Raw genomic sequence first — 16,217 nt, forward strand, 5'->3', positions numbered from 1 at the left:
CGGGTCCTACTCGTGTTTGTCCTAAATGTTGACATTACGTCTTAACCACCGGTGGCCCGTAGATTAATCAATCTACGGGCCACCGGTTCAGCACCGTTGCGGGGCTGAGTTTATTGCTGGTTCACAGCAAGGTGCCTAGTGTTTGCTGACCCTCTGGTGACGAATCACTAACACGGCACCCAGTGCGATCAACACCATGCCCAATATCCACGGCAACCACATGTTGGCACCGGTATTGGCCAGATCGTTCTGGTCACCGGAAGAACCATTGTCGTCCGACGCCTCCCCATCGTTGGGACCACTGGACTCGGTGTGCGAAGTAGCGCCGGGTTCGTCCGTGGCGTTCTCCGTTGGATCACCCGATCCGGTGTCTGTAGGGGTTTGGGTCGGTTCGGTTGGTTCCTCGGTCGGGGTTTCACCGTCACCTGGTTCATCGCTTTCACCCGGGGTTTCACCATCGCCTGGTTCTTCACCTTCACCCGGTGTTTCACCATCACCTGGCTCTTCACCTTCACCCGGTTCTTCAGGTGAGGTGACGGTTACGGTTGAGCGCGCGGTTGCGGTGCTGCCGTAGTCGTCGGTGACGGAGTACACCAGCACATAGGTGCCCGCTTCAGGTAGCGCCATGCGTAGGAGACTTGCTCCTTCCTCCACGGTAATGCTGTCGGTTATATCTTGACCGTTGGCATCGGTGGCAGTAACACCTTCCAGTGGGTCGAATTCGACCCCTGCGATTTCGGTGCGTTCTGCTGGGACACCACCGAGGGTCGGTGGTACCGCGGTCACAGTCACCTGAGTCGTGGCTGTGGTTTCAAGCTCCGAGGCATCCTTGACGGTATAGACCAATTCATAGGTCCCTGGCGTAGCGGTGTCTACTGAGCCGTCGACGGTGATGGCTGAGGTCAGATCCCCACCGGACGCGTCGGTGGCAGTAATGCCCTCCAACGGTTCGAATGGCTGGCCCTGGGCCACCTCGACTTCCTCGTGTACACCTTCCAGTTCAGGCGCGGTAGCGTCCTGAGTAATGGTGACTTGGTCAATCATGGTGCGATCGAACGTCTGATAGGTGCTCAGAGTAAGTGCCTCAGGCGAGACGTCGATGTCGGTGTACTGCGGCTGATTGGATTGATCCTTGACCGCAGCGTCCGGTGAATTGTCGTCGATGCCGTAGAACTTACTGCCCGAAGCGGAGTTCGCCGTCAAGTACAGCACTTCCCCGTCTTCGGGAGTCAGTGTGACCCCGGATTCCTGCTGAGCTTCCAGATCGCCGGCCGGTTCGGTACCGTCCATCAAGTAGCTACGGGTGTAAATGTGGTCGTGTCCTGAGAGTACCAAGTCCACGCCCAATTCGCTCATGACCGGCGCTAATGCTTCGCGACGCTCGATAACATCGGTCTCCACGGAGTGGAATGCTGCCGAGTAGATCGAGTGGTGCCAGGTGGCTACCGTCCAGTTGACGTCATCACCGTGCTCTTCTACTACCTCGCGCACAAACTCGATGTGGTCTTCTTCGCCTGGGCTGCGAGCGTTGGAGTTCAGGTTGAGGTACAGCACATCGTTGTAGATGTACCAGTAGTTCCCACCAGCACGTCCTTCAACGTCCTCATAGCCATGCTCGGTTGAGCGGTTGGGGATATTGAAGTGGGCGTCATATGCCTGCGACTGATTGTCATGGTTGCCGGGCACAACCGCCCACGGGAGTTGCTTGAGCAGTTCAGGTTCCAGGAATGCCGCATACTCGTCTTCGGAGGTGTGGCTTTCCACTTGATCACCGCCAGAAACAATCAGCGAAGTGTCCGGTTCCAGATCCGCAATGGTACCCAATGCGGTATCCCAGCGTTCACCGTCGGTTTCCCAGTTTCCTGAGGCACCGATCTGAGCATCCGAGAGGAAAACGAAACTGAAGGTTTCGTCGTATGTGCCGGTCCACAACTCGTAGGAGCGTGACCATCCCATCTCATCATTCCCCACCCGGTATAGGTACGAGGTGTCTTCAGCGAGCCCTTCCAGGGTGGCTTTATTGGAGAATCGTTGATCGGGCGCCTGGTTGGTTTCAGCCTCTACGATGCTAGCTTCGGCTTCCGGGAAGTCCTCAGAAGTCCTTGCGCTGGTCGGAGCTATCTGCACCTGTGCAGGCACTTCTCGGTCGGTATAGAATGTCAGGTTCCGTTCAGTCTGATCAGCACCTACCGTCAGCACCACATCAGAGACCGCTGCCGGTGCGTCACTGGCGACGACACTGAGTTCTTCAAGCTTCATGAAGATGTCCGAGCTACCTGCGTTGGTGTTGTGCACTTGCACGGCAATTGTGTTGGTGCCGGAGCGCAACACCTCAGCGTCGACGGAGAAGGTGTCCACCGAGGGGTTGGATTCGTTATCACCGGCGTACACCATGTTGGTTTCGGCCGCATCGATACGACCATCACGAAAGCCCGCGACCTGTTCACCATTCACGTAGACCCGGGCGGCATCGTCATAAGCAAGACGTCCGCTCAATGATTCGACACGTTCTAGCAGCTCGTCGTCGAGCTCAACGGTAGTGCGGAAGAAGAACGCCTCCTTATTATCGGTGGTGTCCTCCTTGTACTGGTCTACCAAGGTGGCCGGGGTATAGCCACCACCGAGGTCAGCGATCTCGCCACGTTTGGCACCGAAGCTATCACTGCCAGTACTCCATTCGGAATCATCGAAGTCTTCAGCTGTCCAGGCCGTCTTGGAATCAAGGCCTTCGGCTGGATCGTCACCGGTGTCAGAGTAGCGCCACTGCGTCTCTTCGGTGATCAGCTCAGTGCCTTCCAGATCCGGTGCCTCCGGGATTGTGGGCTCGGTTGGAGCCTGCGGAGTCGGACGGGTCGGCAGCTGCGTTGCAGGGTCCTCGGGGTTCTCCGGATCTTCGTCTTGCGTCGCAACCGGACGTAGGGCCACATCGAAGATGTGCATGATGCCCTGGCTCACCTCGGTTGGGAGGGTCACGCTGCTCACGGTCTTGTCCTCATCCAGCGGGACAACTGAGGTTCCGAATACCACCGGTGCGGCAGAATCGGAGCCACCATCGAGGGTGTTGCGCTGGGTGAGTTCAATCAATCGGACGTTGCCGGGCTCTATGGAGCCTGGAACCCAGTCACTGAATCGCACATCGACGTCCTGCGTCGTACCATCGGTGTAGGTCACTTCTGCGGTACCACGGGAGGGACCATTTGTGGCCAGGCCCATGAACGAAATACCAGAGGCAGGAGTGTCTTCAAAATCCAGCACCTGACCATTGGGAATCCAGTGGTCGGCTTCGCCCGGCGCGGTATCCGGCCAGGTAAAGGTCACGCCCGTTTCACCCATGCTGATTTCTGCCCCGCCGGTGACACCGGCGGCTTCAAGATCCTGACGGGACAACCCGGTACCACCGCCGTCAAGGCCGCCCATGTTGACTGCACCGTCATTGGTGGTGCCAACGGAGTTCCGGACGTTTTCGCCATGATCATAGGAGGGTGGAACGTCGTCTTCACCGGTGCCCCATGATCCTGGCTCAGTGTCCATCGTGAAGTCGAGGGTGCCGCCGCCGTTCTGCATGAACGAAGCCGGCAGCCATGATGCGGTCTGGGAGGTGCCGTTGACGGACAGTCCCGTCGCGTACTTGGTGGTCGAGCCGGCGCCGGGCGCGTTGATCTCAACCGTCCGGTCAGAACCCTGGGATGAGATGGTTATGGACTCGAACATTGGGGCGGAAACGACCATATCGGCGGTGCCCCAGATGGCTGGCATCATGCCAATATTTGCCCACACGTACCAGGCGCTCAGCGACCCCAAGTCGTCGTTGCCATAGAGTCCGCTCGGGGTGGTGTCGAACAGCTCAGTTGTGGCACGGTACAAGGTATCAGTGGTCTTGGCAGGATCCTGCAGCCAGTTGTACACCCAAGGCAGGATGAAACTTGGTTGGTTGGCCAAGTAAGCGGTCTCACTGAAGGCACCCCCATCCAGATCCTCCAACACGGCATCGAGCTCTTCGGTGGCCGTTTCAACACCACCGCGGGCTTCGATCAGTGCGTCCATGTTCTGGGTGACATTGAAGCCGTACTGCTTGCCGGTGGACTGTTCGAACTGATTGCCTTGCGTATTCAGCGGCGCATTGATGAAGCCGTTCTTATCGCGACCGTCGATATGTTCACGGGCGAAGTTGAACACGTTCTTCCAGTTTTGCCCTCGTTGAGAGAACAGGTCATATGCTTCCTCGTCGCCGAGACGTTGGGCCAGCTGCGCGATCGAGAAGTCGTTGGTCGCGTATTCAAGCGTGCGTGAGGTCGCAGCGTTATTCCGGTCTGCCGGGACCCAGCCCAACACTCCGTAAATCGCGGCATCCGAGCGGGCGGAGTCGGTAGCCGGAAGCGATTGCGATTGCACCATGGATTCCAGCGCAGCTTCACGATTGTAGTCGGTCGAGCCGAAATCATCGATGCTGGCGACGATCGTTTGGAGGGAGTCGCCGCTCATTTTGGTCTGGACCCGGTTGTAGGTCGGCCAGCTGGTCCACTGCCCGGACTGTTCTACCATGGCCACGATGGACTGGTTGATGTCTGATCCTCGCTCAGGGAAGAGCATCGCCAGCAGTTGGGCCTGACCGCGGTACATATCCCAACCGGAGAAGTTGACGTAAAAGTCTCGCCCATCTTCGATTTGGTGGACCTCGTCGTCAAAGCCACGATACCTACCGTCGGCATCTTGGAAAGTGTTCGGGTGCAATAGTGCGTGATACAGCGCAGTGTAGAGTTTCACCCGTTCGTCCTCGGTGCCGCCCTGAGCGTCGACGGTGCCTAGGGCTTCTTCCCAGGTACCTCGGGCTTGTGCTCGTATTTCGTCGAAGTCCACGTCCTGCGTCTCCGAGGAAGCATTATTGCGGGCACCTTCCACGGAAACATAGCTCAGTCCGGTTTTGGACGTAACATCCGCACCGTCTTCGAAGGTCAGCCACATACCACTGCCGTGCGCGGATTCTGTTGAGGCAACCGTGTCACCGGTTTCCATGCCTACAGCGTCCCAGGTGCCATAAGCCTCCACCTGCTGATCGAAGGTGGCAGAGAAATACGCGGTGTAGGGGTCCCCACCATTGCACACGATATTTGCGGTCACGCTACCGCTCAGTTCACCGGTTTCCGGATCAAACGCAATATCGGCATATGAAACGTCGTTATTCGAACCTGCCGCATCAAACATCAGCGTAGCGTTGTCGTCGAAAGCATACCGGCTCACCGATGTACGGGTGGTGCTGGTGAGCTCTACATCGACGCCGTCTTCCAGGCCCACGGAGTAATACCCGGGCTCGGCGGCTTCGTCCTCATGCTTAAAATCGAGGAAGTACTCACTGATCGACTCGGCAGGGTTGGTAGGCAGCACATCTGACTCGCCCATCTCACCGGTGTACGGCATGACCGGAAAATCGAATCCGCCATAGTTGGAGCGGCAACCTGTTCCGGACAAGCGCGTCATTCCGAAACCACGTAGCTGATCAGCGGAATACTCGTAACCGCCGAACTGCTCACCATCTTCGGTTTTATACGTAGTCGGACTGGATTGCACCATCCCGAAGGGAACCGTGGCGCCCGGGTAAGTATTACCGTAATGATCGTTACCACGACCACCGTTGTCGTGGTCAAATCCGGTGCCAATGAACTGATCCACCGCATCGAATGCAGTAATGTCTGATGACGGTTCCGCGTGGCTGACAGGGGCCGACACTAGCCCGGCTGCAGCAACGGCCGCCACGATGGTCGCGGCCATACCAGTACGGAATCTTCGAGGAATCCGTAAGGTGACAGGCCGCCCTTCAAAATCTGTGGGCATGAATGAGTTCCTTTCCAAGGGAGAGCGTGCAAGTGAGTCGGCGGTGCTATCACACCGCCACATTGCTGAGCGTAACCAGGCCACTTGTCTAGCGCATGAACAATAAGTACACGAAGGTAAAATTGAAACGTTCGTAGGAGAAAACACGCTGCATACCGAGGCGCTTCCTGCGTGAGAATCGCACCGCCGTCCACCACAGCAGCCGTGTTATTTCTGTTACTCACGCCTCAGACAGCCGGCACTCCACTATATTAAGTACAGCACCACTTCACTTATTCACACCAGGAGCCGCTATGACGACACCACCAGCGACCACCACCCTGACGCAATTGGCCGCCGGGCTTGCCGATCAGGCAGTCAACATCGTTGACCTAACCAATACGTTGTCAGCGTCGACGCCGACCCTGCGCCTGCCCGAACCGTTTTCGAATCTGGATGATTTCAGCCTGCAAAACGTTGCACGGTTCGACGAGGCCGGTCCGATGTGGGCACATAATAACTTCTCCCAGGGTGAGCACGTCGGCACGCACATCGATGCACCCATCCACTGGATTTCCGGCCGAGATGGCAAAGATGTGGCCCAGATCGAACCGGAGCGTTTGGTTGGGCCCGCCGTCGGGCTAGATTTCAGTACCGAGTCAGCCCAGGATCCCGATTTTCTGATCGAGGTCGAACACATCCAAGCTTGGGTTGCCGAACACGGTCCCCTACCCGAAAACGGCTGGCTGCTGTTTCGGACGGGGTGGGATCAATACGCCCACGATCAAGCAGCATTTTTGAACGCCGATGCAACGGGTTCCCACACGCCAGGGTTCTCGGCCGAGTGCTCGCGCTGGTTGGCCGAGGAAACGACGATCTCGGGAATCGGCGTGGAAACTGTGGGCATTGACCAGGGCAACGCCGCCGAACTCGATCCACCCTTTCCCATGCACTATCACCTGCTGGGTAACGATAAATACGGCATCACCTCGCTGCAGAACCTGGCGAAACTGCCAACGCGCGGGGCGGTCATTATCGTGTCGCCGTTGCCGATTGTTGGCGGGACCGCCTCACCGTGCCGCGTGTTCGCACTGGTGGAGGGGGCATGACCACCGTTGCCCAACAAATCGGTGCCCTACTGGGACAGCTTGGCGTTGGCCACAGCTTCGGTGTGGTGGGTTCCGGCAATTTTCATTTGACCAACGCCCTGCGTGATGCCGGTGTGCCCTTCACTGCCACCCGACACGAAGGTGGGGCCGCCACGATGGCCGACGCATATGCTCGCATGTCGGGCAAGGTTGCCGCCGTCTCGCTCCACCAGGGATGCGGGCTGACCAATGCGGCAACCGGGATCGGTGAGGCGGCCAAATCCGATAGTCCGGTGCTCGTGCTCGCCGCAGAAGCCTCCCGCGGGGCGGTGCACTCGAACTTCGCGATGGACCAAGACGGGTTCGCCACGAGTTTGGGCGCCAAGGCACATCGCGTGCACACCCCCGAAACTGCCGTGGCCGATACCCTGCGCGCCTACCGCACGGTCCTGCGGGAGCGTTCCACCGTCGTGCTCAATCTCCCTTTGGACGTGCAAGATGCCCCAGCCGTGGGCAGCATCGCGGAACTGGCCGTCGAAGCCGCCCCCGCACAACGCCCAGACCAGCGCTCACTGGCCCAGCTGGTCGAGTTGCTGCAAGCCGCCGAACGCCCCGTGTTCCTGGCGGGTCGCGGAGGGCGCAACGCAAAGTCCGAGATCACCGCACTGGCGCAACAGTCCGGAGCGTTACTGGCCACCAGCGCCGTGGCCAAGGGCCTATTCAACGACGACGCGTTCAACCTCGGCATCTCGGGTGGCTTTTCGTCGCCGCTCACGGCCGAGCTCATCACTCACGCCGATCTCATCGTGGCGTTCGGCAGCGCGTTGAATATGTGGACGATGCGGGGCGGCAAACTCATCGGTGCAAACACCAAGGTCGTCCAGGTTGATACCGATGATGCCGCTATCGGCGCGCACCGTCCCGTGACTCTGGGCGTGGTGGCAGATGCTGCCGCGACAGCAACCGATGTTATGGCGCGGTTGAGCAAGGATCAACCGCGGCGGTACCGCACCGACAACATTCGAGAGCGTATTGCCACCGGCGCCCGCTGGGACCAAACCGAGACCCCAGATATCGGGGTTGCCGGTCAACTTGTGGACCCGCGCGAGGTCACGAAGCGACTCAACGAGCTCCTGCCGGACGAGCGCGTCGTCGCCATCGATTCGGGGAATTTTATGGGCTACCCGTCCCAGTATTTGGATGTCCCCGACGAATTTGGCTTCTGTTTCACCCAGGCCTTCCAATCCATCGGGCTGGGGCTCTACACCACCCTGGGTTCGGCTTTTGCTCAACCCGACCGGTTGCCCGTGCTCGGAACCGGCGATGGAGGATTTTTGATGGCCATCCACGAATTAGAAACCGCGGTACGCCACCGCATCCCTTTGGTCGTCCTGGTGTACAACGATGCGGCCTACAGTGCAGAGATTCATCACTTCGGCGATGACCACGATTTGGACACCGTCGTCTTCCCGGACACTGACATCGCCTCCATCGCACGTGGTTTTGGCGCCGAGGCCATCACCGTCAAAGACGTCGCGGACCTGAACTACGTCACCCAATGGCTGGACTCCTCACCCACCGCTCCCCTGGTCATCGACGCGAAGATCGCCAACGATGGCGGCTCGTGGTGGTTGGCCGAAGCCTTCCAGGGCCACTAACCGCACGGGCCGTTTTGTGTTCACCCGTGACTCATCCCCTATCCGCGGCCGCTTGAGGTGACTATTGTGTGAGGCAACCAAACTTTAAGGAGCGGTTATGAGCCTCCCACATCTCACCTCACAGTATGCCGATGCGTTCCCTGAGCTCGTCCGGCACGCCACACCTGCTCCGACACCCGACCCTCAGCTGGTGCTACTCAACCACGAACTCGCCATCGAGATCGGCCTCGATCCCGCATGGCTCACCACGGGCGAGGGCATCGACTTTCTGTTGGGCCACACGCTGCCCGATTCCACCGAGCCCTTCGCCCAGGCGTATGCCGGCCACCAATTCGGTGGCTACGTTCCGTTACTCGGCGATGGTCGTGCCGTGCTCACCGGGGAACTGACCGTCGATGACCAGCTGATCGACATCCATCTGAAGGGCAGCGGTCCCACACCTTTTTCTCGTCCTGGCTCTGACGGGTACGCGGCACTGGGCCCTATGCTGCGCGAGTATCTGATCTCCGAGGCCGTGTATGCGCTGGGCATTTCAACCTCCCGCGCGCTGGCCGTGATCACCACCGGCAACACCATCTTGCGGGAGGCCGAACAGCCCGCTGCGGTCCTCGTCCGTACGGGCCCGTCCCACATTCGCGTCGGGACGTTTGAATATGTCCGCGCCAAAAAGGACTTGGAGTTGCTCCAACGGGTGACGAATTACAGTCTGACGCGTCATTATCCGCATGTTGAGGCCGAGAACCCTGCACTCGCCCTGTTAGAGCACGTGGTGGCCCGTCAGGCGCAGCTGTTGGCATCGTGGATGCACGCGGGCCTGATCCACGGGGTGATGAACACCGATAATATGACGATCGCGGGGCATTCGATTGACTTCGGTCCGGTGGCCTTTCTCGATGCTTTCGATCCCAATGCGGTGTTTTCGTCGATCGATTTCGCGGGACGGTATGCCTACGGGAATCAGCCGGTCATCGCCGAATGGAATCTTTCTCGCTTCGCCGAGGCACTGTTACCCGTCATCATGCAGCCGGGTGATGAACAACTCTTGACTCAAGATGAGGCGGTCACTGCCGCAACGGAAACCGTGGTGTGCTTTCGCTCGATCTACTCCCAGGCATGGGCTACAGGCTTTGTGCGCCGTCTGGGTATTTCCGATGTCGAGGATGGCGCCAGTCTGGGCACCGAAGTATTAGAACAGCTGCGGGCTACGGACACGGATTTCACGTCGTTCTTTGCAGGACTTGCACGGATCGCGGAGTCGGGTGAGATTCCCGCCGAAATCTCGTTAGAGTTATCAGCTTGGTATCGGCGTTGGTTAGATATGCGTCCTGATGTAGAGGCGGTCGCGAAGCATAACCCGGTCTATATTCCGCGCAATCATCTCGTGGAGGATGCGATCGAGGATGCTGTGACCGATCGGAACTACGAAACGTTCAATACCTTGGCGGCTGCCGTGACGGATCCCTACACGCGCAGGGCGGCCCTTGAGCGGTTTGAACAGCCAGCTTCGATGGCGTTTGCGTTGAATTACCAGACGTTCTGTGGCACCTAGCCGAAACCAAAACGTCTTCAAATGCAGTGATGCCGCCCGAGGTGATTCCCTCGGACGGCATCAGCGTTGCTATCTCTCGGCGCTGTCTCTCTGCACTATGTCAGGAGTTACAGCCCACCGTCTTGTCCCGGGACCCAGTTGGTTCCGGCCAGTGGCAGACCGGTCATCGCAGACGACTCAATGGTGAGTGCGACGAGGTCTTCTGGCTCGAGGTGCGTCACGTGTGATTTCCCGCAGGCACGCGCGATGGTCTGGGCTTCCAGAGTCAGCACCTGCAGGTAGTTCGCGAGGCGTTTACCTGCTGCTACCGGATCCAGGCGCTTGGAGAGTTCGGGGTCCTGCGTGGTAATTCCGGCAGGGTCGCGACCTTCGTGGAAGTCGTCGTAGTAGCCGGCAGCCGAACCGATTTGCTCGTACTCCTCGGCCCAGCGTGGGTCATTGTCACCCAGCGCGATGAGGGCCGCAGTGCCGATGGCGACGGTATCTGCGCCCAGTGCCAGAGCCTTGGCGACGTCCGCGCCGGTGCGAATACCACCGGAGATGATGAGCTTCACTTTGCGGTGGACGCCCATTTCCTTGAGTGCTTCGACGGCTGGTCGGATGGCAGCAAGGGTCGGAATGCCAACGTGTTCGATGAACACTTCCTGGGTCGCAGCGGTACCGCCCTGCATGCCGTCAACCACGACGACGTCAGCGCCGGCGGCAACGGCCAGCTTCGTGTCGTAGTAGGGACGTGAGGCAGCCACTTTGACGTGGATTGGGACTTTCCAGTCGGTGATTTCGCGAAGTTCTTCGATCTTCAGTGTCAGGTCGTCTGGTCCGGTCCAGTCTGGGTGACGGCATGCGCTGCGCTGGTCGATGCCCTGTGGCAGGGTGCGCATCTCGGCAACACGCTCGGAAATCTTTTGGCCCAGCAGCATACCGCTTCCGCCTGGTTTTGCACCCTGGCTGACAACAACCTCGATCGCGTCTGCTTGGCGCAGGTGATCTGGGTTCATGCCGTAGCGCGATGGCAGCAGCTGGTAGACCAGCTTGGAGGAATGATGACGCTCTTCGTCGGTCATACCGCCGTCACCGGTGGTTGTTGAGGTTCCCATGGCGGATGCGCCGCGGCCCAGGGCTTCCTTTGCCTGGGCAGACAGCGCGCCGAAGCTCATACCGGCAATCGTAATCGGAATGTCGAGTTCCATGGGTTGTGATGCAGTGTCAGCACCCATGGTGACGTCGGTATCACAGCGTTCGCGATAGCCTTCCATGGGGTAACGCGAGATGGCAGACCCCAGGAACAGCAAGTCGTCAAAGTGTGGCACGTCGCGCTTGGCGCCCCAACCGCGGATGTCGTACACGCCCGTGTCGGCAGCATGCTGGATGGCAGCGATGGACGCTTTGTTAAAAATGGCGGACTCGCGGAGTCCACGATCTTCAGGACTTCTCATTTACTCTCCAGAATTGAAGTGGTACAGGGTACGCGCAGAGCCGTAGCGGGTAAAGGAGTCGACGTAGTCAGCATCGTTGGCTTCGTCTTCCATGCCCGCATCTTTCAACAGCTGTACCAGCTCTTGCCGGTGTTCGTCGCGCATTTCTTTGGCGATGCAGTCGGCGCCGAGGGATGCGACGCTACCGCGTACGTACAGGCGAGCTTCAAAAATCGAGTCGCCCAGTGCTTCACCGGCATCGCCACACACGACCATACGGCCGGCCTGGGCCATGAATGCGCTGAGACCGCCGATATTGCCTTTGACGACAATGTCGCCACCTTTGAGCGAGATGCCACAACGCGTTGACGCGTTGCCGTCAACCACGAGCAGTCCGCCGTGGGCGGTAGCTGCTGCTGATTGGGAGGCGTGACCGTTGATATGGACCTTGCCCGACATCATGTTTTCGGCAACGCCGGGACCTGCCATACCGGTGACGGTGATGTTGCCGTTTTGGTGCATGCCCGCGCAGTAGTACCCTACATCTCCGTCGATCACGACGTCGATATCGTCTTTGACGCCTACGGCTACCGAGTGCACACCCCGTGGGTTGGTGACTTTGTAGCTCTTCGCGGTTGGTGCGTGCAGTGCTGCGTTGAGGTCTCGAACAGATTTTTCGTTCAGGTCAACTTCTACTGTGGTGTCTGTTAGCGATTCCATGTGTAGACCTTCCCTGGCTCTGGTTCGAAAATTTCTGCATCTTCAATGCCTGGCAGATGGGCCATGGCCTGGAACTCCGAAGCCATAGCTACCCAGTTTGGGTGCTCGGCAACGATGGCAGGCTTGCACGCGAATTCGTCACGGGCAACGGCGAAGCCATCTTGGGTGGTCACAAGCAGGGTGTAGAAGCCGTCGAAGGTCTCACTGAGCGCGCGGATCGCGGTATCTAGATCCTCGCCTTTTTCTTCCATACGGTAGGAAATGTACTGGGCAGCAACCTCAGTGTCATTCTGAGAGTTAAACTCCACGCCAGCATCCTGCAGTTCGCGGCGGATGGTCGAGTGGTTGGAGAATGATCCGTTGTGTACCAGGGACAGTCCGGTGCCTACGGAGTATGGGTGTGCGCCTTCAGCATCCACAGCGGACTCCGTTGCAAGACGCGTATGGATGACGCCCTGCCAACCGGTGGTCTCCCCGAGACGGAATTCTTCGGCGAGATCCATCGGATGGCCAACACCTTTATAAACGACCATGTCATCGCCGGTGCCAATTTGGCGGGCTTCGGGTGCAACTTCGCGGATGACTTTGACGAGCTCTTTGCTAGCAACCTTTGCGCGAATGTAGCTCGTCTCGGCCATTTCTTCGCCGCTGACATCAGCGTCGGGCAGTTTGGCTCGGACGCGTTCGACGATATCTTCCGGTGCGCTCAGCATGGATACGGATGAATAGTTCTCGGGCAAACGCTCACGGTCACCGTAAAGCGCGACGCCAGCAGAGTCTGGCCCGCGTACGACGATTCCTTCGACCATCTCATGCAGGAGTGAACCTAACTGCGGATAGAGTGACTCATCACGCAGGTGGATTCCAGCGATTCCACACATGGATAGACCTCCTAATGTTTTGTTCTAAGTGGTTATAAATTGTAGAGCTACTCTAAGTTCGTCTACCTTAGGCAGGATCGGTAGCCCGCATCTCTTCGGCGGGGAACGCCTCGACATCATCAAGCATCTTAGTCGGTTTCGGCATAACCTTCAGGATAAGACCGACGATAAACCCGAGGACCAGGGCAATCACAATCGTGCCTACTACCGCAATAGCCTGTGTTCCTCCGGCATGCCCGAAGGCAATCGGCATCAGACCGCCGAGAATCCCTGGTACACCGTGGAGGTTATGCACACCCATGGTGTCCCAGACTCCCGTTTTTGCTCTTAGCCATTCGTCAAGGAATACGAACGAGAGCGTCGAAACTGCACCGGCGACTAAACCGATCAACCAGGCCTGCCATGTAGTCACGAGATCGACGCTGGCACCGATTGCGACGCCACCGGCCAGGATGGCGTAGGTGAACACCAACGGATCAATAGTCCGCTTCAAGGCCCAGAGCAACACGTAGGTTGTCAGGATCGAACCGACCATAGCTAAGTAGGTGTTCGAAAGTCCTAGGATGATGTATTCAGGCTCGACCAGTGCTGTGACAAATGACGGCCACAGGACCATGAGCAACATCGATGCTAACCAGACAAATGACACGGAGTGCACGCTTGTGTCGGCTGGCTCGTCGTTGACCGCCTTATTACGCAAACCAAGAATGACACCCCAGCCCCAGTATGCGGCGAACATATGCACCAGGATGGAACCGCCGGCATCCAAAGTGCCTTGGAGCGCTTCGAAAAGAAACCACTCGATGATCATGTATGACGGGACGAATAGGATCCCGACAATAAGGTAGGAAATAGTGGAGATGTGACCCAAGAACACCCCGATGGCGATAACCAGGGTTATCGCGGCAAAGGCCGCGCCAATGACCAGCCCCACGCCCATCTCAGCATCGAAGAAGACTTGTTGCGCAAAGATGTAGAGCGGAAACACTGTGGCAAAAACCAACAGTGTCGCCAATGCCACTCCCCACTCGTAGCGTCTGATAAACATCATCAAGAATGCTACGAGCATGAGCATAAAGACGACGTCTTGACCACGATGGAACTGAAAGAGCTCCGCACTTTGGTCGCTGATCTCCGACACGGAGGCCTGTACATTTGTGAGTACTTGAGAAACTGTATTCATGATGTCACTTCTCCCTATTTCCGTCCGTGACTATCTGATTTATGGGAAACGCAGGTAGCGGGCGATTTCGTGCGTGGTGACCTCATCGGTGACCTCGTGGTACTCGGCGCGTTTGATCCGCGCGTAGTAATCCACAAATGATTCGGTGTCATCCGACGGTTCGCCGTATGGGCCATCAACTGGTACGTCACCGAATGCTTCGCGCAGCACGTCATCTTCACAGAGGTAGTGCACTGATTCCATCAGGGAGTGCGGCAACATCTGAATCTTGCGACGCTGGATTTCTTTCTGCGGTGCAATGTAGAGGTCCATGTCGTTTGGTTCGCCCGGATCCAGTTTCCGGTTCACACCGTCCAGGCCAGCTGCGAGGGCTGCAGTGAAGCCGAGATATGGGCTGCCTGCGAAGTCTGGCGTGCGGTCTTCAATAGCACCGGGGCGTGCAATACGCAGCATCTGTGTACGGTTATTGCCACCGTAGGTGATGGCAACTGGCACCCAGGTACGGATGAGTTCAGTACCGGCTTTCAATCGCTTATACGAGTTGACGGTTGGTGCAACCATAGCCATGTAGCCGCGTGCGTGATCCAGGATGCCGGCGGAGAACTGGTAGCCCAGTTCTGACAGATCCAGGCCACGTGGATCGTTTTCGTCCAAGAACAGGTTTTCGTCAGTTTCACTATCCCACAGGCTCATGGTGTAGTGGAAGCCATTACCGGTGTTATCGGTGAATGGTTTCGGCATGAAGGTCGCGATCATGCCGTACTGCTCAGCCAATGAGTCCACCATGTAACGGAAGAAGATCGCACGGTCAGCTGTTTCGAGTGCATCCGCGAACGTGACGTTGATTTCGAACTGGCCGTTGCCGTCTTCGTGGTCGACTGCGTAGTTGTCCCAGCCGAGCTCGGTCACGTATTTCGAAATGCTGGTCATGAGTTCGTACTGACGAGTCAAAGCCTTGACATCGTAGCAAGGGCGACCCCAGTTGTCGTATTTGTCGGCGACCTTTAGCGTGCCGTCGTCGTCATAGTCAACGAGCATGAATTCAGCTTCGAACCCCAGCTTGAACACGTAGCCCTGCTCTTTCGCCTTTTCCATCTGGTTCTGCAGGATGGTGCGTGGGCAGTATTCCCATGGTTCGCCTTCAACGGTCACGTTGCCAATAACGTGCGCCAGGCCCTTCTTCCAAGGGACGATTCGGAACGTCTTCGGGTCAGGAATAATCTCAACGTCCGGGCTCTGTGGGCCCTGGCCAATGTGTCCCGCAGCAAAGCCCGCGAACCCGACTCCCTCGGTAAAGAGTGCATCGACCTGGCTTGCAGGGACCAGTTTGGCACTTGATTTGCCTTGCACCTCGGTGAACGAGGCAAAGATAAATTCAATGTCGTGCTCTTTGATTAGTTTTTTGACATCTTCTACAGACTGGGGTTGTGCCACGGACTGCTCCTTCAGTGATGTTGGACTCAGTGGTCGTTCTTTGCTCATAGGGAACAACGAACTTCTTTCTGACATAAGTATCTGAGGTTGACTCAGTGATGACAGGTAACTTTTCCAGCCGCTTGAGACGGTGTCAACCGCGAAATCATGCGCCCATAGAGCGCAAATTAGCTGTGGACATGACGCACCTTTCGTGTTACGAGACTCGGAACGATCATTTTGGGTGCAAGAATGGTTGACTTGGAGTGTTACTTGCGTCACAATAATAGCGCTGACCCGATTGCACGTCTAGGTTTAGCCAAAACTCCATCACTACAGCCCCAAAAACCTGCAGATTCACTCAGCCTCTTAAGTTGCTGTTGGTAGCGACGACGCCCTATCCGGCGGATCTCGTAATGGGTTTTCGACCACCATAATCACCATTTGCCAGTGAGCACTGACCTCCGGTCGGGCACGCCCTAAAAGTGATGGCGATATGGCA

The 16,217-nt window shown here is 57.8% G+C and carries 9 protein-coding genes; 3 read left to right on the forward strand and 6 right to left on the reverse strand.

Features of this window, described 5'->3' with window-relative positions:
* Positions 1 to 135: 135 nt before the first annotated feature.
* The gene (locus tag ACYVJT_RS06055; protein WP_343955975.1) at positions 136 to 5,829 is read right to left on the reverse strand and encodes a GH92 family glycosyl hydrolase; all 5,694 of its coding nucleotides are present in this window, start codon (positions 5,827 to 5,829) and stop codon (positions 136 to 138) included.
* A gap of 293 nt (positions 5,830 to 6,122) precedes the next feature.
* Between ACYVJT_RS06055 and ACYVJT_RS06060 the strand changes: the two genes are divergently transcribed.
* The 3 genes from ACYVJT_RS06060 to ACYVJT_RS06070 all read left to right on the forward strand — a co-directional run bounded on the left by ACYVJT_RS06060 (position 6,123) and on the right by ACYVJT_RS06070 (position 10,103).
* Positions 6,123 to 6,917: a cyclase family protein gene (locus ACYVJT_RS06060; RefSeq protein ID WP_343955976.1), complete on the forward strand. Its 795-nt coding sequence runs from the start codon at positions 6,123 to 6,125 to the stop codon at positions 6,915 to 6,917.
* Entirely contained in the window at positions 6,914 to 8,554 is a 1,641-nt protein-coding gene (locus ACYVJT_RS06065; RefSeq protein ID WP_343955977.1) for a thiamine pyrophosphate-binding protein, read from the forward strand. Before ACYVJT_RS06060 ends, ACYVJT_RS06065 begins: the two co-directional genes overlap by 4 nt.
* A gap of 97 nt (positions 8,555 to 8,651) precedes the next feature.
* Positions 8,652 to 10,103 (forward strand): protein adenylyltransferase SelO, encoded by a 1,452-nt coding sequence (locus ACYVJT_RS06070; RefSeq protein WP_343955978.1) that lies wholly within the window; start codon positions 8,652 to 8,654, stop codon positions 10,101 to 10,103.
* Positions 10,104 to 10,210: 107 nt separating this feature from the next.
* Here the strand turns inward: ACYVJT_RS06070 and ACYVJT_RS06075 are convergent, their stop codons facing one another.
* The 5 genes from ACYVJT_RS06075 to glnT form a co-directional block, all read right to left on the reverse strand.
* On the reverse strand, positions 10,211 to 11,539 hold the full coding sequence (locus ACYVJT_RS06075; protein WP_343955979.1) for an FMN-binding glutamate synthase family protein: 1,329 nt from the start codon (positions 11,537 to 11,539) through the stop codon (positions 10,211 to 10,213).
* On the reverse strand, positions 11,540 to 12,238 hold the full coding sequence (locus ACYVJT_RS06080) for a glutamate synthase (RefSeq protein ID WP_343955980.1): 699 nt from the start codon (positions 12,236 to 12,238) through the stop codon (positions 11,540 to 11,542).
* Positions 12,226 to 13,119, reverse strand: a complete 894-nt coding sequence (locus ACYVJT_RS06085) for a class II glutamine amidotransferase domain-containing protein (protein WP_343955981.1) — start codon at positions 13,117 to 13,119, stop codon at positions 12,226 to 12,228. Before ACYVJT_RS06085 ends, ACYVJT_RS06080 begins: the two co-directional genes overlap by 13 nt.
* A gap of 67 nt (positions 13,120 to 13,186) precedes the next feature.
* Positions 13,187 to 14,302: an ammonium transporter family protein gene (locus ACYVJT_RS06090; RefSeq protein WP_343955982.1), complete on the reverse strand. Its 1,116-nt coding sequence runs from the start codon at positions 14,300 to 14,302 to the stop codon at positions 13,187 to 13,189.
* 39 nt (positions 14,303 to 14,341) lie between these two features.
* Positions 14,342 to 15,736: a type III glutamate--ammonia ligase gene (gene glnT, locus ACYVJT_RS06095; RefSeq protein WP_343955983.1), complete on the reverse strand. Its 1,395-nt coding sequence runs from the start codon at positions 15,734 to 15,736 to the stop codon at positions 14,342 to 14,344.
* Between the last annotated feature and the right edge of the window lie 481 nt (positions 15,737 to 16,217).

The organism is Yaniella soli, assembly GCF_054782375.1.

Excerpts from the sequence above, each read along its gene's own strand:
- ACYVJT_RS06055 (WP_343955975.1), bottom strand. The coding sequence starts at position 5,829 with ATGCCCACAGATTTTGAAGGGCGGCCTGTCACCTTACGGATTCCTCGA.
- ACYVJT_RS06060 (WP_343955976.1), top strand. The coding sequence starts at position 6,123 with ATGACGACACCACCAGCGACCACCACCCTGACGCAATTGGCCGCCGGG.
- ACYVJT_RS06065 (WP_343955977.1), top strand. The coding sequence starts at position 6,914 with ATGACCACCGTTGCCCAACAAATCGGTGCCCTACTGGGACAGCTTGGC.
- ACYVJT_RS06070 (WP_343955978.1), top strand. The coding sequence starts at position 8,652 with ATGAGCCTCCCACATCTCACCTCACAGTATGCCGATGCGTTCCCTGAG.
- ACYVJT_RS06075 (WP_343955979.1), bottom strand. The coding sequence starts at position 11,539 with ATGAGAAGTCCTGAAGATCGTGGACTCCGCGAGTCCGCCATTTTTAAC.
- ACYVJT_RS06080 (WP_343955980.1), bottom strand. The coding sequence starts at position 12,238 with ATGGAATCGCTAACAGACACCACAGTAGAAGTTGACCTGAACGAAAAA.
- ACYVJT_RS06085 (WP_343955981.1), bottom strand. The coding sequence starts at position 13,119 with ATGTGTGGAATCGCTGGAATCCACCTGCGTGATGAGTCACTCTATCCG.
- ACYVJT_RS06090 (WP_343955982.1), bottom strand. The coding sequence starts at position 14,302 with ATGAATACAGTTTCTCAAGTACTCACAAATGTACAGGCCTCCGTGTCG.